This window comes from Serratia ureilytica (assembly GCF_013375155.1).
GTDB classification, from domain to species: Bacteria; Pseudomonadota; Gammaproteobacteria; order Enterobacterales; family Enterobacteriaceae; genus Serratia; species Serratia ureilytica.
This window is the reverse complement of the sequence record NZ_JABXOF010000008.1, coordinates 165,635-185,320: the sequence shown is the minus strand read 5'-3', so window position 1 is coordinate 185,320 and position 19,686 is coordinate 165,635. Positions and strand designations below refer to the sequence as shown.

The 19,686-nt window shown below is 60.4% G+C and carries 21 protein-coding genes; 12 read left to right on the top strand and 9 right to left on the bottom strand.

Features of this window, described 5'->3' with window-relative positions; all coding sequences use genetic code 11:
• Positions 1-231 precede the first annotated feature (231 nt).
• Together HWW83_RS16095 and HWW83_RS16090 are read right to left on the bottom strand one after the other, a co-directional pair.
• Positions 232-834 carry a peroxiredoxin C gene (locus HWW83_RS16095; protein WP_004940403.1) on the bottom strand — a complete coding sequence of 201 codons (603 nt, stop codon included), beginning with the start codon at positions 832-834 and terminating at the stop codon, positions 232-234.
• Positions 835-1,063: 229 nt separating this feature from the next.
• The gene (locus HWW83_RS16090; protein ID WP_046688353.1) at positions 1,064-1,645 is read right to left on the bottom strand and encodes an ACP phosphodiesterase; all 582 of its coding nucleotides are present in this window, start codon (positions 1,643-1,645) and stop codon (positions 1,064-1,066) included.
• A gap of 120 nt (positions 1,646-1,765) precedes the next feature.
• Between HWW83_RS16090 and queA the strand changes: the two genes are divergently transcribed.
• The 5 genes from queA to secF all read left to right on the top strand — a co-directional run bounded on the left by queA (position 1,766) and on the right by secF (position 7,250).
• Entirely contained in the window at positions 1,766-2,836 is a 1,071-nt protein-coding gene (gene queA, locus HWW83_RS16085; RefSeq protein WP_004940394.1) for a tRNA preQ1(34) S-adenosylmethionine ribosyltransferase-isomerase QueA, read from the top strand.
• A gap of 72 nt (positions 2,837-2,908) precedes the next feature.
• A complete protein-coding gene (gene tgt, locus HWW83_RS16080; RefSeq protein ID WP_016928877.1) occupies positions 2,909-4,033 on the top strand; it encodes a tRNA guanosine(34) transglycosylase Tgt in 1,125 nt (374 codons plus the stop codon).
• Between the two features lie 33 nt (positions 4,034-4,066).
• The gene (gene yajC / locus HWW83_RS16075; RefSeq protein ID WP_004940391.1) at positions 4,067-4,399 is read left to right on the top strand and encodes a preprotein translocase subunit YajC; all 333 of its coding nucleotides are present in this window, start codon (positions 4,067-4,069) and stop codon (positions 4,397-4,399) included.
• A gap of 24 nt (positions 4,400-4,423) precedes the next feature.
• Positions 4,424-6,271, top strand: a complete 1,848-nt coding sequence (gene secD, locus HWW83_RS16070; protein WP_071991633.1) for a protein translocase subunit SecD — start codon at positions 4,424-4,426, stop codon at positions 6,269-6,271.
• 10 nt (positions 6,272-6,281) lie between these two features.
• Positions 6,282-7,250: a protein translocase subunit SecF gene (secF, locus tag HWW83_RS16065; RefSeq protein WP_019454209.1), complete on the top strand. Its 969-nt coding sequence runs from the start codon at positions 6,282-6,284 to the stop codon at positions 7,248-7,250.
• 65 nt (positions 7,251-7,315) lie between these two features.
• On the opposite strand, the gene HWW83_RS16060 is transcribed toward secF, so the two are convergent.
• The gene (locus tag HWW83_RS16060; protein WP_046688354.1) at positions 7,316-7,876 is read right to left on the bottom strand and encodes a SadB/YajI family lipoprotein; all 561 of its coding nucleotides are present in this window, start codon (positions 7,874-7,876) and stop codon (positions 7,316-7,318) included.
• Positions 7,877-8,052: 176 nt separating this feature from the next.
• Here HWW83_RS16060 and nrdR point away from each other — a divergent pair, with 176 nt between their 5' ends.
• From nrdR to pgpA, 6 genes are all read left to right on the top strand, one after another.
• Complete coding sequence (gene nrdR, locus HWW83_RS16055; RefSeq protein ID WP_004940387.1) at positions 8,053-8,502, top strand: transcriptional regulator NrdR; 450 nt, start codon at positions 8,053-8,055, stop codon at positions 8,500-8,502.
• Positions 8,503-8,512: 10 nt separating this feature from the next.
• Positions 8,513-9,622, top strand: a complete 1,110-nt coding sequence (gene ribD, locus HWW83_RS16050) for a bifunctional diaminohydroxyphosphoribosylaminopyrimidine deaminase/5-amino-6-(5-phosphoribosylamino)uracil reductase RibD (protein ID WP_046688355.1) — start codon at positions 8,513-8,515, stop codon at positions 9,620-9,622.
• Between the two features lie 107 nt (positions 9,623-9,729).
• Positions 9,730-10,200, top strand: a complete 471-nt coding sequence (gene ribH, locus HWW83_RS16045; RefSeq protein WP_004940385.1) for a 6,7-dimethyl-8-ribityllumazine synthase — start codon at positions 9,730-9,732, stop codon at positions 10,198-10,200.
• Between the two features lie 20 nt (positions 10,201-10,220).
• Positions 10,221-10,637 (top strand): transcription antitermination factor NusB, encoded by a 417-nt coding sequence (nusB, locus tag HWW83_RS16040; RefSeq protein WP_004940384.1) that lies wholly within the window; start codon positions 10,221-10,223, stop codon positions 10,635-10,637.
• 52 nt (positions 10,638-10,689) lie between these two features.
• Positions 10,690-11,682 carry a thiamine-phosphate kinase gene (thiL, locus tag HWW83_RS16035; RefSeq protein WP_033642058.1) on the top strand — a complete coding sequence of 331 codons (993 nt, stop codon included), beginning with the start codon at positions 10,690-10,692 and terminating at the stop codon, positions 11,680-11,682.
• Positions 11,675-12,169: a phosphatidylglycerophosphatase A gene (pgpA, locus tag HWW83_RS16030; protein ID WP_033634010.1), complete on the top strand. Its 495-nt coding sequence runs from the start codon at positions 11,675-11,677 to the stop codon at positions 12,167-12,169. Before thiL ends, pgpA begins: the two co-directional genes overlap by 8 nt.
• 32 nt (positions 12,170-12,201) lie before the next feature.
• Here pgpA and HWW83_RS16025 read toward each other — a convergent pair whose 3' ends face one another.
• From HWW83_RS16025 to xseB, 4 genes are all read right to left on the bottom strand, one after another.
• Positions 12,202-13,176 (bottom strand): aldo/keto reductase, encoded by a 975-nt coding sequence (locus HWW83_RS16025; protein ID WP_033642059.1) that lies wholly within the window; start codon positions 13,174-13,176, stop codon positions 12,202-12,204.
• A 108-nt stretch (positions 13,177-13,284) separates the two neighbouring features.
• A complete protein-coding gene (dxs, locus tag HWW83_RS16020; protein WP_033642060.1) occupies positions 13,285-15,150 on the bottom strand; it encodes a 1-deoxy-D-xylulose-5-phosphate synthase in 1,866 nt (621 codons plus the stop codon).
• Between the two features lie 34 nt (positions 15,151-15,184).
• Complete coding sequence (gene ispA, locus HWW83_RS16015; RefSeq protein WP_033642061.1) at positions 15,185-16,105, bottom strand: (2E,6E)-farnesyl diphosphate synthase; 921 nt, start codon at positions 16,103-16,105, stop codon at positions 15,185-15,187.
• A 5-nt stretch (positions 16,106-16,110) separates the two neighbouring features.
• Positions 16,111-16,374 (bottom strand): exodeoxyribonuclease VII small subunit, encoded by a 264-nt coding sequence (gene xseB, locus HWW83_RS16010; RefSeq protein ID WP_033642062.1) that lies wholly within the window; start codon positions 16,372-16,374, stop codon positions 16,111-16,113.
• Between the two features lie 160 nt (positions 16,375-16,534).
• On the opposite strand from xseB, the gene thiI reads away from it, so the two are divergent.
• On the top strand, positions 16,535-17,983 hold the full coding sequence (gene thiI / locus HWW83_RS16005) for a tRNA uracil 4-sulfurtransferase ThiI (protein ID WP_033642063.1): 1,449 nt from the start codon (positions 16,535-16,537) through the stop codon (positions 17,981-17,983).
• Between the two features lie 66 nt (positions 17,984-18,049).
• Here thiI and yajL read toward each other — a convergent pair whose 3' ends face one another.
• Complete coding sequence (gene yajL / locus HWW83_RS16000; RefSeq protein ID WP_176589418.1) at positions 18,050-18,640, bottom strand: protein deglycase YajL; 591 nt, start codon at positions 18,638-18,640, stop codon at positions 18,050-18,052.
• A complete protein-coding gene (gene panE / locus HWW83_RS15995) occupies positions 18,603-19,514 on the bottom strand; it encodes a 2-dehydropantoate 2-reductase (RefSeq protein ID WP_033642065.1) in 912 nt (303 codons plus the stop codon). The genes yajL and panE overlap by 38 nt, the downstream gene beginning before the upstream one ends.
• Positions 19,515-19,686: the final 172 nt, after the last annotated feature.

Here is a 19,686-nt window from a genome sequence, read left to right as displayed (position 1 = left end):
TATTCCTACCCTGTCAGTTTTTTATTGTGTTGTGTTTGCTTGCCGCTGTTCACTTGCAAAGCGCGAGCCAGCGTTATTGATAGTAGCCGCAGATGGGCGTGCGCGCGGCGAGCAGGGTAGGAAATGTGAGCGGAAACAGGGAAATAAAGCACTGAAGGTGGGCGGTCTGCCCCATAAAGGGGCATAAAAAAACCGGCCGCGTGGGCCGGTTGATTCACTATCAGGCTGAAATTACAGCTTGGCAGCGTTTTCAGACAGGTATTTTGCAACGCCGTCTGGGGAAGCGCCCATACCTGCTTTGCCTTTTTCCCACTGAGCCGGGCACACTTCACCGTGCTCTTCGTGGAATTGCAGCGCGTCGACGGTACGGATCATTTCGTCGATGTTACGGCCGATTGGCAGGTCGTTAACAACCTGAGCACGCACGATGCCGTCTTTGTCGATCAGGAAAGAGCCGCGCAGCGCAACGCCGGCTTCCGGGTGTTCGATGCCGTAAGCTTTCTGGATTTCACGCTTAACGTCAGCAACCATTGCGTATTTCACTTCACCGATGCCGCCTTTGTCGACAGGGGTTTTACGCCATGCGTTGTGGACGAACTCTGAGTCGAAGGAAACGCCAACCACTTCAACGCCACGCTTCTGGAACTCTTCATAGCGGTGATCGAAAGCGATCAGCTCGGAAGGGCATACGAAGGTGAAGTCCATTGGCCAGAAGAACAGTACGGCCGGTTTGCCGTTCAGGTGCTTCTTCAGGTTGAAGTTTTCAACGATTTCGCCGCTACCCAGTACGGCAGCTGCAGTGAAGTCAGGGGCTTGACGAGTTACCAGGACCATAATTACTCCTGTAATAGGTGTTAAAGGGTGGATGTAAAAACAAGGGCCAGTATAGGGGCCGCGACTTGGTGAATAAAGGGTAAAAGACCAATCGATGAGATAGCTTTCACCTATCAAAGTCGTTGATATAATTTAGCGAGCTTTAAAAATAACCTTTTCCCACAAAAGGGCAAGCGGCAAAACGTAAATTCTTGCAAGACGTTGAAATTTCAATGACTTGGGCTTGACCTCAGAGCGCTTTGTCCTTCGCCTGTCGCATCATTTGCGGGTAAAACTGCCAGAACTGTGTTTCAAGCTGATGATAATGTTGCTCGACGTCGGCGAACGAGCCGGCCAGCGCATCGAGGCGCGGGCGGCGGCTGGCCATGCCCTGCAGCACCCGGGCGATGAACGGCAATTCGGCGTAGCGCTCCAGCCAGCGTTCCGGCCACAGGTAGCCGTTCAGGTTCTGAAAGCGCGGCGGCGTGAGCGGCAGAAAAGGTTCGATCTGGCTGCGGGCTTCCTGGGTAAACTGGTGCAGGTCGCGTGAAGGCTCCAACTGCTGCCAGTGGCGCGCCAGAAAATGGTCCCACACCACGTCGAGGGTGATCGGCGCCACGCGGCGGTAGGGGGCGCTGAAATAGTCGCGGCTGGCTTTGACCTGCGGCAGGCTGTCGGTCAGCACGTCGACGCGGCGGTGCATCATGATGCCGGCCACCACGTCGGGCTGGTAGTCGGCGGCGGGGTTGCCGCGCACGAAATCGGCCAGCAGGTTGCCCAGCAGCGAGCTGTCCGCCAGCATGGCCAGGTGAAGATGAGCGAGAAAATTCATCCCTCAACTATACCCGAAGTCAGGCAAATCCTCCTTATTTCTTGCCGCTGACCGCCCCCGGCTTTAGACTAGGCCGCCTGTTTTTTACCAACCAGCCCTAAATTGAAGAAGTGAATACCCATGCGCGTCGCTGATTTTTCGTTTGAACTTCCCGAATCCCTGATTGCCCACTATCCCCAGGCCGAGCGCAGCGCATGCCGCCTGCTGCAGCTGGACGGGCCGAGCGGGGCGCTGACGCACGGCGTATTCACCGATCTGCTGGACAAGCTGGAAGCCGGCGACCTGCTGGTGTTCAACAATACCCGCGTGATCCCGGCGCGCATGTTCGGCCGCAAGGTCAGCGGCGGCAAGATTGAAGTGCTGGTGGAGCGCGTGCTGGACGACCATCGCGTGCTGGCGCACGTGCGCGCGTCGAAAGCGCCCAAGCCGGGCGCCGAGCTGCTGCTGGGTGATGACGAGAGCATCGCCGCCACCATGGTGGCGCGCCACGAGACGCTGTTCGAGCTGCGCTTCAACGACGAACGCGATGTCTTCACCATTCTCAACGCGGCCGGCCATATGCCGCTGCCGCCTTATATCGCTCGCCCGGATGAGGACGCCGACCGCGAGCTGTATCAGACGGTCTACAGCGAGAAGCCGGGCGCGGTCGCCGCACCGACCGCCGGCCTGCACTTCGACGAACCGCTGCTGGCGGCGTTGCGCGCCAAGGGCGTGGAAATGGCGTTCGTGACGCTGCACGTCGGCGCCGGCACCTTCCAGCCGGTGCGCGTGGAAACCATCGAAGATCACGTGATGCACGCCGAATACGCCGAAGTGCCGCAGGAGGTGGTAGATGCGGTGCTGGCCTGCAAAGCGCGCGGCAAGCGCGTGGTGGCGGTGGGCACCACCTCGGTGCGTTCGCTGGAAAGCGCCGCGGCGGCCAGCAAAGAGGCGCTGATTGCGCCGTTCTTCGGCGACACCAGCATCTTTATCTATCCGGGTTACCACTATCAGGTGATCGACGCGCTGGTGACCAACTTCCACCTGCCGGAGTCCACCCTGATCATGCTGGTGTCGGCTTTCGCCGGCTACAAAAATACCATGAACGCCTATCAGCAGGCGGTGGCCGAGCAGTATCGCTTTTTCAGCTACGGCGATGCGATGTTCATCAGCCGTAATCCGCAGGCGGAAAACGAGTCCGTCGGCGGTTAATTTCCCGGGCTGCGCCCACGGCGCGGCCCCGTTTCAACGACATCAGACTGTTTCTCTGATGCTGGAGGCTTTGTGAAGTACGAACTACAAACTACCGATGGCCGCGCACGCCGCGGCCGCCTGATTTTCGACCGCGGCGTAGTGGAAACCCCGGCCTTTATGCCGGTCGGTACCTACGGCACGGTCAAGGGCATGACGCCGGAAGAAGTGAAAGAGACCGGCGCGCAGATCCTGCTGGGCAACACCTTCCACCTGTGGCTGCGCCCTGGCCAGGAGATCATGAAGCTGCACGGCGATCTGCACGATTTCATGCAGTGGCCGGGCCCGATCCTCACCGACTCCGGCGGTTTCCAGGTGTTCAGCCTGGGGGCGATGCGCAAGATCAAAGAGGAAGGCGTGTACTTCCGCAACCCGATCAACGGCGACAAGGTGTTCCTGAGCCCGGAAAAATCGATGGAAATCCAGTATGACCTGGGTTCCGACATCGTGATGATCTTCGATGAATGTACGCCGTACCCGGCCGACTGGGACTACGCCAAGCGTTCGATGGAAATGTCGCTGCGTTGGGCGCAGCGCAGCCGCCAGCGTTTCGACGAGCTGGAAAATAAAAATGCGCTGTTCGGCATCATTCAGGGCGGCGTTTACGAAGATTTACGTGATGTTTCAGTAAAAGGGCTGGTGGATATCGGCTTTGATGGGTACGCTGTGGGCGGCTTGGCTGTAGGCGAGCCGAAAGAGGATATGCATCGCATTCTTGAACACGTTTGCCCGCAAATTCCGGAAGATAAGCCACGCTATTTGATGGGCGTCGGCAAGCCGGAAGATTTGGTGGAAGGCGTGCGCCGCGGCATCGACATGTTCGACTGCGTCATGCCGACCCGCAACGCCCGCAACGGCCATTTGTTCGTGACTGACGGTGTGGTAAAAATCCGTAATGCCAAGCACAAGGATGATACTTCTCCGCTGGATAAAGACTGTGATTGCTACACGTGTCGCCATTACAGCCGCGCCTACTTGCACCATCTCGACCGTTGCAACGAAATATTGGGTGCTCGACTGAACACAATTCATAACCTGCGTCACTACCAGCGCCTGATGGCGGGTTTACGCCAGGCTATCGAAGAGGGTAAATTAGAGCAGTTTGTTGCGGATTTCTATGGTCGGATCGGCAAGCCGATTCCGCCTTTAAACGCTTGATCTAATAATTGATAACTTAATGAGGGAATTTCAATGAGCTTTTTCATTTCTGACGCCGTCGCATCCGCAGGGGCTCCGGCTCAGGGAAGCCCGTACTCTCTGATCATTATGCTGGTGGTGTTCGGCCTGATCTTCTACTTCATGATCCTGCGCCCACAGCAGAAGCGCGCGAAAGATCACAAGAAGCTGATGGACTCCATCGGTAAGGGCGACGAAGTGCTGACCACCGGCGGCCTGATCGGTCGCGTGACCAAAGTGGCCGACACCGGCATCATCGCCATCGCGCTGAACGACACCACGGAAGTGATGATCAAGCGTGACTTCGTGGCGGCCGTTCTGCCGAAAGGTACCATGAAGGCCCTGTAATCTTTTTTCCCGAAGGGAATTGCCGTGCTAAACCGTTATCCTTTGTGGAAGTATCTGATGTTGATCGTCGTGATCCTCGTCGGTCTGCTTTATGCGCTTCCCAACATCTACGGTGAGGATCCGGCCGTACAAATCACTGGCGCGCGCGGCGTCGCCGCCAGTGAAACTACGCTGGACCAGGTCCGTACCGTATTAGAAAAAGACAACATCGCGAGCAAGTCGATTGCGCTGGAAAATGGCGCCATCCTGGCTCGCTTTAAAGATCCTGACGTTCAGCTGCGCGCCCGCGAAGCGCTGGTGACCGAGCTGGGTGACAAATTCGTCGTGGCGCTGAACCTGGCGCCGGCTACGCCGACCTGGCTGGCCATGCTGGGCGCAGAGCCGATGAAACTCGGTCTGGACCTGCGCGGCGGCGTGCACTTCCTGATGGAAGTGGACATGGACACCGCGTTGAGCAAGCTGCAGGAACAGACCATGGATACCCTGCGCAGCGAGCTGCGCGAGAAGGGCATTCCTTACGCGTCTATCCGCAAGCTGGACAACAACGGCGTGGAAGTTCGCTTCCGCGACGATGTGGCCCGTGACCAGGCCATCAGCTATATCGGCCCGCGTCAGCGCGATCTGGTGCTGTCCGCCAATGGCGCCAACACCATGAAAGCCAGCCTGACGGACGCCCGTCTGAGCGAAGCGCGCGAATACGCCGTACAGCAGAACATCACTATCCTGCGTAACCGCGTCAACCAGCTCGGCGTCGCCGAACCGCTGGTGCAGCGCCAGGGATCCGACCGCATCGTGGTTGAGTTGCCGGGCATTCAGGACACCGCGCGCGCCAAAGAAATTCTGGGCGCCACCGCGACGCTGGAATTCCGTCTGGTGAACACCAATGCGGACGCCACCGCGGCGGCCAACGGCCGCGTGCCGGGCGATTCCGAGGTGAAATACACCCGCGACGGCCAGCCGATCGTGTTGTACAAGCGCGTGATCCTGACCGGTGACCACATCACCGACTCCACCTCGAGCACCGACGAATACAACCAGCCGCAGGTTAACATCTCGCTGGACAGCGCCGGCGGCACGTCGATGTCCAACTTCACCAAGGACAACATCGGCAAACCGATGGCGACCCTGTTCGTGGAGTACAAGGACAGCGGCAAGAAAGACGCCAACGGCCGTGCGGTGCTGGTGAAACAGGAAGAAGTGATCAACGTGGCGAACATTCAGTCGCGTCTGGGCAACAGCTTCCGCATCACCGGCATCGGCAACCCGAACGAAGCGCGTCAGCTTTCGCTGCTGCTGCGTGCGGGTGCGCTGATTGCGCCGATTCAGATCGTTGAAGAGCGCACCATCGGTCCAACCTTGGGTCAGCAGAACATCACCCAAGGTCTGGAAGCCTGTCTGTGGGGCCTGGTGGCGTCCATCGTCTTCATGGTGGTCTGGTACCGTAAGTTCGGCGTGATCGCCACCACGGCGCTGGTCGCTAACCTGGTGTTGATCGTCGGCGTGATGTCCCTGTTGCCGGGGGCGACGCTGACCATGCCGGGCATTGCCGGGATCGTGTTGACGCTGGCGGTGGCGGTCGACGCCAACGTACTGATTAACGAACGTATCAAGGAAGAGCTGAAGAACGGCCGATCCGTTCAGCAGGCGATCCATGAGGGCTATAAAGGCGCGTTCTCCAGTATCGTCGACGCCAACATCACCACCCTGATCACCGCGGTCATCCTGTACGCAGTCGGCACCGGTTCGATCAAGGGCTTTGCGATCACCACCGCTATCGGTGTGGCGACGTCCATGTTCACCGCGATTGTCGGTACCCGTGCCATCGTCAACCTGCTTTACGGCGGCAAACGCATTAACAAGCTGTCTATCTGAGGAGTGCGTTGTGGCACAGGATTATACTGTTGAGCAACTCAACTACGGCCGTAAAGTCTACGACTTTATGCGCTGGGACTACGTGGCTTTCGGCATCTCGTTGGTGCTGTTGGTCGCGTCGATCGCCACCATGTCGGTGCGCGGCTTTAACTGGGGTCTGGATTTCACCGGCGGTACGGTGATTGAAATCAACCTGGAGAAGCCGGCTAACCTCGACCTGATGCGCGACACGCTGGAGAAGGCCGGGTTCCAGGATCCGATTATCCAGAACTTCGGCAGCAGCCGCGACGTGATGGTGCGCATGCCACCGGCGACCGGCACCGCAGGCCAGGAACTGGGCAATAAGGTGATCGGCGTGATCAACGACTCGGTGGATAAAAACGCCACCGTGAAGCGCATTGAGTTCGTCGGCCCGAGCGTGGGCAGCGAGCTGGCGCAAACCGGCGGCATGGCGCTGCTGGTGGCGTTGATCTGTATCCTGATCTACGTCGGCTTCCGCTTCGAATGGCGCCTGGCGCTGGGGGCGGTTATCGCGCTGGCGCACGACGTGATCATCACGCTGGGCGTGCTGTCGCTGTTCCACATCGAGATTGACCTGACCATCGTCGCGTCCCTGATGTCGGTTATCGGTTACTCGCTGAACGACAGCATCGTGGTCTCCGACCGTATTCGTGAGAACTTCCGCAAGATCCGCCGCGGCACGCCTTACGAGATCATGAACGTGTCGTTGACCCAGACGCTGAGCCGTACGCTGATGACTTCCGGGACCACCCTGATGGTGGTGCTGATGCTGTACATCTTCGGTGGCGCGATGCTGCAAGGCTTCTCGCTGGCGATGCTGATCGGCGTGTCGATCGGTACCGTTTCCTCTATCTACGTCGCGTCCGCGCTGGCGTTGAAGCTGGGGATGAAACGCGAACACATGCTGCAGCAAAAAGTGGAAAAAGAGGGCGCGGATCAGCCTTCGATTCTGCCTTAACCGCCGCAGTATTCAGCGAAATGAGAAGGAGCGCCTATCGGCGCTCCTTTTTTTTGCCTCGGATTTCAGTGTTGCTGCACCACCGCCGGCTGGGCGGTGGCTACCAGGCTGTGCAGACGGATATAGCCCAGCTGTTCCGGCGTCAGGCCGCTGAAGCGCAGCTCGAAGTCCTGCCCGGGTTTCGGCAGCAGCGAGTCGGCGCTGGCGATCGGTTGCGACAGCGCCTCGGCGGTCAGCGGCCGGCCGGTGGCCGCGTCCAGTTGGCCCCATTCCACCACCGCTTTAAACGGCGGCAGCGTGGCCTGTGAGAGGATGCGCACATGCAGCTGCGCCTGGGCACCGTTGGCTTCGCTCTTGATGTGGCTCAGCGAAACGCTCAGTTCGCCGATGCCGCTTTGCAAACGGGCGGCGCTCCGCGCCGCCGGCAGCAGGTAGACGCCGTTGTCGGAGTGCTGATTGAGCTGGTTTTGCCGCTCCAGCGCGGTGGCCTGATCGGTCAATACGCTCACTTTTTGGTTAAGTGCGGCGACCTGATGGCGCAGCTGAGGCACGGCGGCGTTGTGCGCGCAGCCAGTGAGCAACACGGCGGCGGCGAGCAGGGCGGTTTTGGGATAACGGGTTGTCATGACGGCGATTTCCTATGCTGAATCTCCTACTATCAAGCTTAGCCCGCATGGCGGTGAAAGTCATATCGGCGCCGCCTGCCCGCCGCTTATCGCAACAAATGGCCGACGCCCTTTGTTGTGGCTTCACTTCGGGTTAAACTGCATTTATCTATAAAAAACGTTTATCAGGACGTGTTATGCATTGCCCTTTCTGCGCCGCCGTTGATACCAAAGTCATTGATTCCCGCCTGGTGGGGGACGGTTCGCAAGTACGCCGTCGTCGCCAGTGTCTGGTGTGCAATGAACGCTTCACCACCTTCGAGGTGGCCGAGCTGGTGATGCCGCGAGTGATTAAAAGCGATGAGGTGCGCGAGCCGTTCAACGAAGACAAACTGCGTCGCGGAATGCTGAAAGCGCTGGAAAAGCGCCCGGTCAGCTCGGACGACGTGGAAAACGCCCTTAACCATATCAAATCCCAACTGCGCGCCACCGGCGAACGCGAAGTGCCGACCAAGTTAGTCGGCAATCTGGTGATGGACGCGCTGAAAAAGCTGGATAAGGTCGCCTACATTCGCTTCGCGTCGGTGTACCGCAGCTTCGAAGACGTGCGCGAGTTCGGCGAAGAGATTGCCCGCCTGCAAGACTAAAGGATCTTTCATGCATCACGACGAATTTTACATGGCGCGCGCCTTCGAGCTGGCGCGGCTGGGGCGTTTCACCACCGCGCCCAATCCGAACGTCGGCTGCGTTATCGTGCGCGACGGCGAAATTGTCGGTGAAGGCTATCATCTGCGCGCCGGCGAGCCGCACGCGGAAGTGCACGCGCTGCGCATGGCGGGCGACAAGGCGCGCGGCGCCACCGCCTATGTGACGCTCGAGCCGTGCAGCCATCACGGCCGCACGCCTCCCTGCGCCGATGCGCTGGTGGCCGCCGGCGTGACGCGGGTGGTCGCGGCGATGCAAGATCCCAATCCTCAGGTGGCGGGGCGCGGCTTGTACAAGCTGCAGCAAGCCGGCGTCGAAGTACGTCATGGCCTGATGCTGGCCGAGGCCGAAGCGGTCAACCTGGGCTTCCTCAAACGCATGCGCACCGGTTTTCCCTATGTGCAACTGAAGCTGGGCGCGTCGCTGGACGGCCGCACGGCGATGGCCTCCGGCGAAAGCCAGTGGATCACCTCACCCGAAGCGCGTCAGGACGTGCAGCGGCTGCGCGCGCAGAGCGCCGCCATTCTCAGCACCAGCGCCACCGTGCTGGCGGACGATCCGTCGCTGACGGTGCGTTGGGATGAGCTGGATGCCGAGACCCAGCGCCTCTATCCGCGCGAAAATCTGCGTCAGCCGCTGCGTATCCTGCTCGACAGCCAAAATCGCATCACCCCACAGCATCGCGTGGTGCAGCAGCCGGGCGCTACCTGGCTGGCGCGGCTGCAGGCGGATGAACAGGCCTGGCCGCAAGACGTTGAGCAGTTTATCTGCCCGGCGCACGGCGGCGGTATCGATCTGGTGGTGATGATGATGCTGTTGGCCAAGCGCCAGGTGAATTCAATCTGGGTGGAGGCGGGCGCATCGCTGGCCGGGGCATTGCTGCAGGCCGGCCTGGTGGATGAGCTCATTTTGTATATCGCGCCGAAACTGTTGGGCGATAATAGCCGCGGTCTGTGTCATCTGCCGGGCCTGGAGCGGTTGGCCGACGCGCCGGAATTTGTCTTTAGCGACGTGCGCCAGGTTGGCCCCGATCTGCGTTTGCGCCTGCGGGCGAAACACTGAATCTCGCGCCCGCGCGCCGGTTTTACAAAAGCGCCGCGCAGGCGATGAAAGAATATGATAGAATCCGCCCCCCTGCGGGGTATTGAACCCATTTTTAAGGAAAGCCCATGAAAGTTATCGAAGGTGTTGTTGCTACTCCAAATGCCCGTGTGGCGATCGCAATTGCACGTTTTAACAATTTCATCAACGACAGCCTGCTGGAAGGCGCCATCGACGCGCTGAAACGCATTGGTCAGGTTGCTGACGACAACATCACCGTTGTCTGGGTCCCGGGCGCTTACGAGCTGCCGCTGACGGCGAGCGTATTGGCCAAAACCGGCAAATACGACGCGGTTATCGCGCTGGGCACCGTTATCCGTGGGGGCACCGCGCACTTCGAATATGTGGCGGGCGAAGCCAGCTCCGGCATCGGCAACGTTGCGATGAATGCCGAAATCCCGGTTGCCTTTGGCGTGCTGACTACCGAAAGCATCGAACAAGCGATCGAACGCGCCGGCACCAAAGCGGGCAACAAGGGCGCTGAAGCCGCGTTGACCGCACTTGAAATGATTAATGTTATCAAAGCTATTAAAGCCTGAATTTAGTTAAGGGGAATTCCGTGAAACCTGCTGCTCGTCGCCGCGCTCGTGAGTGCGCTGTTCAAGCGCTTTACTCTTGGCAGTTGTCTAAAAACGACCTTGCCGATGTTGAACACCAGTTCCTGACGGAGCAGGATGTCAAAGATGTTGACGTCGCCTATTTTCGCGAGTTGCTGTCCGGCGCGGCAGTGAATGCAGGTATGCTGGACGAACTGATGGCGCCTTACCTGTCGCGTCAGCTCGAAGAGCTGGGCCAGGTGGAACGCGCGGTGCTGCGCGTCGCGCTGTTTGAACTGAAAATGCGCGAGGATGTCCCTTACAAGGTGGCGATCAACGAAGCGATCGAGCTGGCGAAAACCTTCGGCGCGGAAGACAGCCACAAGTTTGTGAACGGGGTGCTGGATAAAGTGGCGCCAACCCTTCGCAAGAAAAAGTAAAAACATTAAGGCCGGCATTCCCGGCCTTAATTTCTTCTAGTGGAATATCGATATGGCATGCGGCGAATTTGACCTCATTGCCCGCTATTTTGACCGGTTTAAGCGCGTGCGCCGGGATGTACAGTTGGGCATTGGAGATGACTGCGCACTGCTGGCAGTGCCGGAAAAACAGCTGGTGGCCGTCAGTACCGATACGTTGGTCGCGGGCATTCACTTCCTGCCGGACATCGATCCGGCCGATCTCGGGTATAAAGCGCTGGCGGTCAATCTGAGCGATCTGGCGGCGATGGGCGCCGATCCGGCGTGGCTCTCGCTGGCCCTGACGCTGCCGGAGGTGAACGAACCCTGGCTGAAGGCGTTCAGCGACAGCCTGTTCGATCAACTCAATTATTACGGCATGCAGCTGATCGGCGGCGATACCACGCGCGGCCCGCTGAGCATGACCTTGACCATTCAGGGGCTGATCCCGGCCGGCCGGGCGTTGAGCCGCAGCGGCGCGCGCATCGGCGACTGGATCTATGTGACCGGCACGCTGGGCGACAGCGCCGCCGGTTTGGCGATCCTGCAGGATCGCCTGGCGGTGACGGATAGCGCGGCGCGCGATTATCTGGTCGCTCGCCATCTGCGTCCGCAGCCGCGGGTGCTGCAGGGGCAGGCGCTGCGCGATCTGGCCAGCTCGGCAATCGATCTTTCCGACGGCCTGATTTCCGATCTGAAGCACATCCTGAAGGCCAGCGACTGCGGCGCGCGCATCGTGCTGGACGAGCTGCCGATGTCGCAGGCGCTGAGCAGCCATGCCGATGCCGAACAGGCGCTGCGTTGGGCGCTGGCGGGCGGCGAAGACTACGAGCTGTGCTTCACCGTGCCGGAGATCAACCGCGGCGCGCTGGACGTGGCGCTGAGCCACCTCGGGGCCGATTACACCTGTATCGGCCAGATTGGCCCGCTGTCTGAAGGCATTCGCTATTACCGCAACGACGAGGCGGTGGTGCTGGACTGGGCCGGGTTCGATCATTTCAACGCGGAGCCGGGCACCCATGGATGAAGCCAAGCGTCGGCTGCGGATGAGCAATCCGTGGCACCTGCTGGCCACCGGTTTCGGCAGCGGTTTGTCACCGGTGATGCCGGGCACCATGGGATCGCTGGCGGCGATCCCGTTCTGGCTGCTGCTGATCCAACTGCCGTGGCAGCTCTACTCGCTGACGGTGATGTTCAGCATTTGCATCGGCGTCTATATTTGCCACCGCACGGCAAAAGACATGAAGGTGCACGATCACGGCAGCATCGTCTGGGATGAGTTCGTCGGCATGTGGATCACGCTGATGGCGCTGCCGGTCAACGATTGGCGCTGGGTCGCCGCCGGTTTCGTCATCTTCCGCATTCTGGATATGTGGAAGCCGTGGCCGATCCGCTGGTTTGACCGCAATGTGCATGGCGGCATGGGCATCATGGTCGACGATATCATCGCCGGCGTGCTGTCTGCGGGCATCATCTACCTGATTGGGCACCACTGGCCGATCGGGCTGTTCTGACAGCCGGGCGCGGTTCTTCGCGCCCGCTTTTCTTATTCAAATCCCGTCACCCGATGCGGCACGTAAGCCGTTTCCAACTCCGCCACCTCTTGCGGCGACAAACTCAAATCGACCGCGGCAATGGCGTCGTCCAACTGCTCGCTGCGTGACGCGCCAACGATCGGCGCGCTGACCGCCGGCTTGTTCAGCAGCCAGGCCAGCGCGATCTGCGCGCGTGGCACGCCGCGTTCCTCCGCCAGGCTGGCGACGCGCTCGGCGATAATGGCGTCGATGCCTTCGGTTTCATCGTACAGACTCTTGCCGAACTGGTCCGAGACCAGGCGGGCGGTGGTTTCGCCCCAGGGGCGGGTCAGGCGGCCGCGCGCCAGCGGGCTCCACGGCAGTACGGCGATGCCTTCGGCGGCGCACAGCGGGTGCATCTCGCGCTCTTCTTCGCGCTGGATCAGGTTGTATTGATCCTGCATGCTGACGAAGCGCGTCCAGCCGTGCAGATCGGCGGTATACAGCGCCTTGGCGAACTGCCAGGCGTACATGGAAGAGGCGCCGATGTAACGTGCCTTACCGGCTTTCACCACGTCGTGCAGCGCTTCCAGCGTCTCTTCCAGCGGCGTTTCGTAATCCCAGCGATGGATTTGCAGCAAATCGACATAGTCGGTGCCGAGACGGCGCAGGCTGTCATCGATGGACTGCATGATCTTGGCGCGCGACAAACCGCGCTCTAGGTTGCTCAGCGGGAAATAGACCTTGGTGGCGATCACCACCTCCTCGCGGCGTGCATAGTCGCGCAGCGCCCGGCCGAGGATCTCCTCGCTGCTGCCGTCGGAATAGCTGTTGGCGGTGTCGAAAAAGTTGATGCCGGCTTCCAGCGCCTGTTTCAACAGTGGGCGGCTGCTTTCTTCCGGCAGCGTCCAGGCGTGATTGCCGCGGCTCGGTTCGCCGTAGGTCATGCAACCCAGGCAGATGCGCGAGACGTTCAGATCGGTGTTGCCCAGTTTGAGATATTTCATGCTTGCCTCCCATTCACAGCTCAGACAGTAACTGTAGCGCGGATCCCGGAGGGCGGAAATGAAAACGCCCCCGAAGGCGGAGGCGTTTTATCAGGCGCGAGTGGCGAATTACTGCGCCAGCCAGGTTTCGATTTGGCGCTGAATGCCGGCGGCGTCCAGTCCCAGATCGGCGCGCAGTTCTTCCTGGGTGCCCTGTGAGACGAAGCTGTCCGGCAGGCCGAGGTTCAGCACCGGCACCGGACGGCGTTTGGCCATCAGCAGTTCGTTGACGCCGCTGCCGGCGCCGCCCATGATGGCGTTCTCTTCCAGCGTGACCAGCGTTTCATGGCTGGCGGCCAGTTCGAGCACCAGCTGCTCGTCCAGCGGTTTGACGAAGCGCATGTCGACCAGCGTGGCGTTGAGCGCTTCCGCCGCCGCAGCGGCCTCCGGCAGCAGGGTGCCGAAGTTGAGAATGGCGATCTTTTCCCCCTGGCGGCGCACCACGCCTTTGCCGATCGGCAGCAGGCTGAGCGGCTCCAGCGCAGCGCCGGTGCCGGTGCCGCGCGGATAGCGCACGGCGCTCGGGCCGTCGTTGTAGTGATAGCCGGTATACAGCATCTGGCGGCATTCGTTTTCGTCGCTCGGCGTCATGATCACCATGGTCGGGATGCAGCGCATGAACGACAGATCGAACGCCCCCTGGTGGGTCTGGCCGTCGGCGCCGACGATGCCGCCGCGATCGATGGCGAACATCACCGGCAGGTTTTGGATCGCCACGTCATGGATCAGCTGATCGTAGGCGCGTTGCAGGAAGGTGGAATAGATCGCCACCACCGGCTTGTAGCCGCCGATCGCCAGCCCGGCGGCGAAGGTGACCGCGTGCTGCTCGGCGATTGCCACATCGAAATATTGCTGCGGATAGTCGCGGGAGAACTGCACCATGCCGGAACCTTCGCGCATCGCCGGCGTGATTGCCATCAGTGAGCTGTCTTTGGCGGCGGTTTCACACAGCCAGTCGCCGAAGATTTTCGAATAGGTCGGCAGACCGCCGGCGCTTTTCGGCAGCGTGCCGCTAGCGGGATCGAACTTCGGCACCGCGTGGAAGCTGATCGGATCCTTCTCCGCCGGCGCGTAACCGCGGCCTTTCTTGGTCATGATGTGCAACAGCTGCGGGCCTTTCAGATCGCGCATGTTTTTCAACGTGGCGACCAGGCCTTGTACGTCGTGCCCGTCTACCGGGCCGATGTAGTTGAAGCCCAGCTCTTCGAACAGCGTACCCGGCACCACCATGCCTTTCAGGTGCTCTTCGGTGCGTTTCACCAGCTCCTTGATCGGCGGCACGCCGGCCAGCACTTTCTTGCCGCCTTCGCGCAGGGTGGAGTAAAGCTTGCCGGACAGCAGCTGTGCCAGATGGTTGTTCAGCGCGCCGACGTTTTCCGAGATCGACATCTCGTTGTCGTTCAGCACCACCAGCATGTCCGGATTGATGTCGCCGGCGTGGTTCATCGCTTCGAACGCCATGCCGGCGGTGATGGCGCCATCGCCGATCACGCACACCGTGCGGCGGCCTTTGCCTTCACGCTCTGCCGCCACCGCCATGCCGAGGCCGGCGCTGATCGAGGTTGACGAATGGCCGACCGACAGCACGTCGTATTCGCTTTCGGCGCGCCACGGGAAGGGGTGCAACCCGTTCTTTTGCCGGATAGTGGCGATCCGGTCGCGGCGGCCGGTCAGGATTTTGTGCGGGTAGGCCTGGTGGCCGACGTCCCACACCAGATGATCGAACGGCGTGTTGTAGACGAAATGCAACGCCACCGTCAGTTCGACGGTACCCAGCCCGGAGGCAAAGTGGCCGCTGGAGCGACTGACGCTGTTCAGCAGATATTGCCGCAGCTCATCGCACAGCTTCGGCAAGCTCTCTTTGGGCAGTGAGCGGAGTTCCTCGGGGTTTTCCGCTAGCGCCAGGGTTGGGTATTTGGCTATATCAAGACTCATTCGATACTCATATCAGAGGAGTTAACGTCACACGTTAATTGTCGCGTTCAATAATGAAGCTGGCTAACGCTCGCAATGGCGCTGTGTTATAAGATTGCGCTGCCAAAGTGTCTAATGCAGCTAATGCTTCCTGATAGAGATCCCACGCTTTTGCTTTCGCGCTGTCAAGCCCGAGTAACGCCGGGTAGGTACTCTTTCCGTGTTGTTGGTCCGCTCCCTGGCGCTTGCCGATCTTTTCAGTCTCGCCGACAACGTCCAAAATGTCATCCTGCACCTGGAACGCCAGGCCGACCGCAGCGGCGTAACGATCCAACTGCGGCAGCGCCGCTCGTCCTGCTTCGCCGGCGCTCAGCGCGCCCAGACGCACCGCGGCACGGATCAACGCACCGGTTTTGTGGCGGTGGATCTGCTCCAGCGCCTGCAGATCGACACGCTTGCCTTCGGCCTCCAGATCCAGCGATTGGCCGCCGCACATGCCGGCGACGCCGCTGGCTGCCGCCAGTTCGGAGACCATCGCCAGCCGATCGCGCAGCGCCACGTCGGGCATTTCGGCATCGGCCAGGATCGAAAACGCCAGCGTTTGCAGCGCATCGCCGGCCAGGATCGCGTTGGCTTCGCCGAATTTAATGTGGCAGGTCGGCTGGCCGCGGCGCAGATCGTCGTCGTCCATCGCCGGCAGATCGTCGTGGATCAGCGAGTAGGCGTGAATGCATTCCACCGCCGCCGCCGGCGCGTCCAGGTTGGTCAGCGATACGCCGAACATCTGGCCGGTGGTGTACACCAGGAACGGGCGCAGGCGCTTGCCGCCCAGTAAGGCGCCATGACGCATCGCCGCCACCATGTTGCCGTTGTTGAACGGCAGCGGGGCGATGAAATCCAGCAGCGCGCGATCGGCGCGCCGGCGGAAAATCTGCAGTTGATCGGCAAAAGCGGCCGATGGGACGATCTCAGACATGTCGGTTACTCGGTATCCGGTGTGAAAGGCGCCAACGCCGCGTCGTCGGCGCTGTCGTTAAGGAGGATCTGCACACGCTGTTCCGCCTGTTGCAGTTTCTGCTGGCCTTGACGCGCCAGCTGCACGCCGCGTTCGAATTCGTTCAGCGCGTCTTCCAGCGGCAGTTCGCCCGACTCCAGACGCGTCACGATGCTTTCCAGCTCGCCGAGGGCGCTTTCAAAGCTGGCTGTTTGCTCTGTACTGGCTGATTGTGCTGGTTTTTTCGGCATAATTTTCTTTTTACGTCATCATGTGAACCGTGGCGCCAGAGCCTATCCTAGCGGATCTTGATTAGCAAATCATGGCGCTCATGTGTGGTTTTGTGCGCAGAGCACGGCGATATGGTGATATACTCCGCGCCGTAATTCTTATCTGACAACAAAGACCGCCATGAAGTTTATCATTAAATTGTTCCCGGAAATCACCATCAAGAGCCAATCTGTGCGCTTGCGCTTTATCAAGATTCTCTCGACCAATATTCGCAACGTCCTGAAGCAGTATGATGAAACGCTGGCGGTCGTCCGTCACTGGGATCATATCGAAGTTCGCGCCAAAGATGAAAACCAGCGGCCGGTCATCGCCGACGCGCTGACGCGCATTCCCGGCATCCACCATATTCTGGAAGTGGAAGATCGCGCTTATACCGATATCCACCACATCTTCGAGCAGACGCTGGAAGCCTACCGCGCCCAGCTGGAAGGCAAAACCTTCTGCGTGCGCGTCAAGCGCCGCGGCAAGCAGGCGTTCAACTCGCAGGACGTGGAGCGCTACGTCGGCGGCGGTCTGAACCAGCATATCGACAGCGCGCGCGTTAACCTGACCCGCCCGCAGGTCACGGTAAACCTCGAGATCGAAGACGACAAGCTGATGCTGGTTAAACGCCGCCTCGAAGGCATCGGTGGTTACCCGGTCGGCACTCAGGAAGACGTGATGTCGCTGATTTCCGGCGGTTTCGACTCGGGCGTGTCCAGCTATATGCTGATGCGTCGCGGCTGCCGCGTGCACTTCTGCTTCTTTAACCTGGGCGGCGCCGCGCATGAGATTGGCGTGAAGCAGGTGGCGCACTATCTGTGGAACCGTTTCGCCAGCTCGCACAAGGTGCGCTTCGTCGCTATCGACTTCGAGCCGGTGGTGGGCGAGATCCTGGAGAAAGTCGACGACGGCCAGATGGGCGTGGTGCTCAAGCGCATGATGGTGCGCGCCGCTTCGCAAGTGGCCGAACGCTACGGCGTGCAGGCGCTGGTAACCGGTGAAGCGCTGGGGCAGGTGTCCAGCCAGACGCTGACCAACCTGCGCTTGATCGACAATGCGTCCGATACGCTGATCCTGCGTCCGCTGATCTCGCACGATAAAGAGCACATCATCAAACTGGCGCGTGAAATCGGCACCGAAGACTTCGCCAAAACCATGCCGGAATACTGCGGCGTGATTTCGAAGAGCCCGACGGTAAAAGCCGTCAAGGCCAAGATTGAAGAGGAAGAAAGCCACTTCGATTTCAGCATTCTCGATCGGGTGGTGAGCGAGGCGAAGAACGTCGATATTCGCTCCATCGCCGAGCAGGCGCAGGAGCAGGTGACCGAAGTGGAAACCGTCGCGGCCTTCGGCGCCGACGAGGTGATCCTGGATATCCGTTCCAACGACGAGCAGGAAGAGAAGCCGTTGCAGCTGGAACAGGTTGAAGTGAAAGCGCTGCCGTTCTATAAGCTGAGCACCCAGTTCGGCGATCTGGATCAGAGCAAAACCTATCTGCTGTACTGCGAGCGCGGCGTAATGAGCCGCCTGCAGGCGCTGTACCTGCTGGAGCAGGGCTTCAGCAACGTGAAGGTTTATCGCCCGTAACGCGGGCAGCGGCGTAAATGAGAGGGGCTGAACCGGTGTTCAGCCCTTTTTTTATCGGCAAGCCGCTCAGTCGCGGAAATCGTACATCCCAGGGATCAGCACCAGCTGCGCGGCGATCTCCGCCGCTTTGGCCTTGCCGAGCATCAGGTCTATCAGCTTCAGCGCAAACTCCATCGCGGTGCCCGGCCCCTGGCTGGTGAGTAGGTTGACGCGCGCGTCGTACACCACGCGGCGCTCCATCCATTTATCCGCCGGTATCCGATCTTTCAAACCCGGAAAACCGGTCATGTTGCCGATCGGGAACAGATCGTGGTGCTGCAACACCAGCGCCGGGGCCGCGCAGATGGCGGCGACGATGTGGCCCTGCAGATGCATCTGCCGCACTTTTTCCACCAGCAGCGGACTGTCGCGGAAGCATTCCGCCCCCTGCAGGCCGCCGGGCAGCACGATGGCGTCGAAAGGCTCATCGACGATCGCCACCAGCGGCGCGTCGGCCAGCAGCTTGACGCCGCGCGAACAAACGATAGTCAGCTCGCCGTCGCCGGCGACGCTGGCGGTAGTGACTTTAACGCCCGCCCGCACCAGCAGATCGATGGTGGTGACGGCTTCGGTTTCTTCGCTACCAAGTGCCAGGCAGACCAGCGCCGATACGCTCATATTCATTTTCCTTTCGTTTAATCAATTCAAACAGCCGCGCATTCTCCGGCAGCGTGAGGCCGTGGCTGCGCGCGCGGCGCAGCAGGTAGCCGGTGATGTAGTCGATCTCGGTATGCCGCTGGCTGCGGATATCCTGCAGCATCGACGAAACGTTGTCGGCGGTGCTGTGGATCACGTCCATCACGTATTGCATCAGGCCTTCGCAGGAGGTGTGGTAACCCTCCATGGCCATCACGCTGGCGACTTCACGACACAGCGCTTCGATCTGCTCCGGGTAGCGCTGCAGATCGCCGTTGCGGCAGCCGTACAGCGCCGTCAGCGGGTTGATCACGCAGTTGACCGCCAGCTTGCGCCAGTTGGCCGAGGCGATGTTGTTGTGCCAGGCGACGTCGGGCAGCGCCTGATGCAGCACTTCCGCCAGGTGGCTGAGGTGCTGGGCGGCCGGTGAGGTGGGGCCGATGTGGGTGATGCCGGTGGCGACGTGGATAATGGTGCTGCCTTCGTGGCGCGCGGCGTGGGTGGTGGTGCCCTGCAAGATGGGCTGGCCGTTCGGCGGCAGCTCTTCCTGAGTGCCCATGCCGTTGTGCAGCAGCAAGATGGCGCAGCGGGGGCTCAGCTTCGGCAACAGCGCGCTGACCGCGCTGGATACCTGCCAGGCTTTCAGCGTCACCAGCAGCAGCTCGCTTTGCGCGAGGTGCTCCGGATCGTTGGTGGGCAAATTGCGATTAAACGAGACGCCTTCCGGCTCTATCACGTTCACGGCGCAAAAAGGCTGCGGCACTCTTAGCCATCCCTGTACATCGTGGCCCTGCTGATACAGCCGGGAGAGCCACAGTTGTCCGAGCGCGCCGCAACCAAGAATGGTTATTTTCATTCAGTCTCCTTGGAAACACGGGAATACCGCTCAATTACCGTGATCTAACTATAGGCTTTATGGCAGCCTGAAGCGCTATCCCTGCGTGCGTTCAGCAGATTTTGTCTGAGGCGGCAAAGCGGTTATCATGCTCGGCATCAAAATCGCCTAAGCTATTAGGCACTCATTCAGG

Excerpts from the sequence above, each read along its gene's own strand:
- queA (WP_004940394.1), top strand. The coding sequence starts at position 1,766 with ATGCGCGTCGCTGATTTTTCGTTTGAACTTCCCGAATCCCTGATTGCC.
- ispA (WP_033642061.1), bottom strand. The coding sequence starts at position 16,105 with ATGTCTGAGATCGTCCCATCGGCCGCTTTTGCCGATCAACTGCAGATT.
- pgpA (WP_033634010.1), top strand. The coding sequence starts at position 11,675 with ATGGATGAAGCCAAGCGTCGGCTGCGGATGAGCAATCCGTGGCACCTG.
- panE (WP_033642065.1), bottom strand. The coding sequence starts at position 19,514 with ATGAAAATAACCATTCTTGGTTGCGGCGCGCTCGGACAACTGTGGCTC.
- ribD (WP_046688355.1), top strand. The coding sequence starts at position 8,513 with ATGCATCACGACGAATTTTACATGGCGCGCGCCTTCGAGCTGGCGCGG.
- HWW83_RS16095 (WP_004940403.1), bottom strand. The coding sequence starts at position 834 with ATGGTCCTGGTAACTCGTCAAGCCCCTGACTTCACTGCAGCTGCCGTA.
- HWW83_RS16025 (WP_033642059.1), bottom strand. The coding sequence starts at position 13,176 with ATGAAATATCTCAAACTGGGCAACACCGATCTGAACGTCTCGCGCATC.
- yajL (WP_176589418.1), bottom strand. The coding sequence starts at position 18,640 with ATGAGCGTATCGGCGCTGGTCTGCCTGGCACTTGGTAGCGAAGAAACC.
- xseB (WP_033642062.1), bottom strand. The coding sequence starts at position 16,374 with ATGCCGAAAAAACCAGCACAATCAGCCAGTACAGAGCAAACAGCCAGC.
- thiI (WP_033642063.1), top strand. The coding sequence starts at position 16,535 with ATGAAGTTTATCATTAAATTGTTCCCGGAAATCACCATCAAGAGCCAA.
- HWW83_RS16060 (WP_046688354.1), bottom strand. The coding sequence starts at position 7,876 with ATGACAACCCGTTATCCCAAAACCGCCCTGCTCGCCGCCGCCGTGTTG.
- nrdR (WP_004940387.1), top strand. The coding sequence starts at position 8,053 with ATGCATTGCCCTTTCTGCGCCGCCGTTGATACCAAAGTCATTGATTCC.
- HWW83_RS16090 (WP_046688353.1), bottom strand. The coding sequence starts at position 1,645 with ATGAATTTTCTCGCTCATCTTCACCTGGCCATGCTGGCGGACAGCTCG.
- thiL (WP_033642058.1), top strand. The coding sequence starts at position 10,690 with ATGGCATGCGGCGAATTTGACCTCATTGCCCGCTATTTTGACCGGTTT.
- dxs (WP_033642060.1), bottom strand. The coding sequence starts at position 15,150 with ATGAGTCTTGATATAGCCAAATACCCAACCCTGGCGCTAGCGGAAAAC.
- ribH (WP_004940385.1), top strand. The coding sequence starts at position 9,730 with ATGAAAGTTATCGAAGGTGTTGTTGCTACTCCAAATGCCCGTGTGGCG.
- yajC (WP_004940391.1), top strand. The coding sequence starts at position 4,067 with ATGAGCTTTTTCATTTCTGACGCCGTCGCATCCGCAGGGGCTCCGGCT.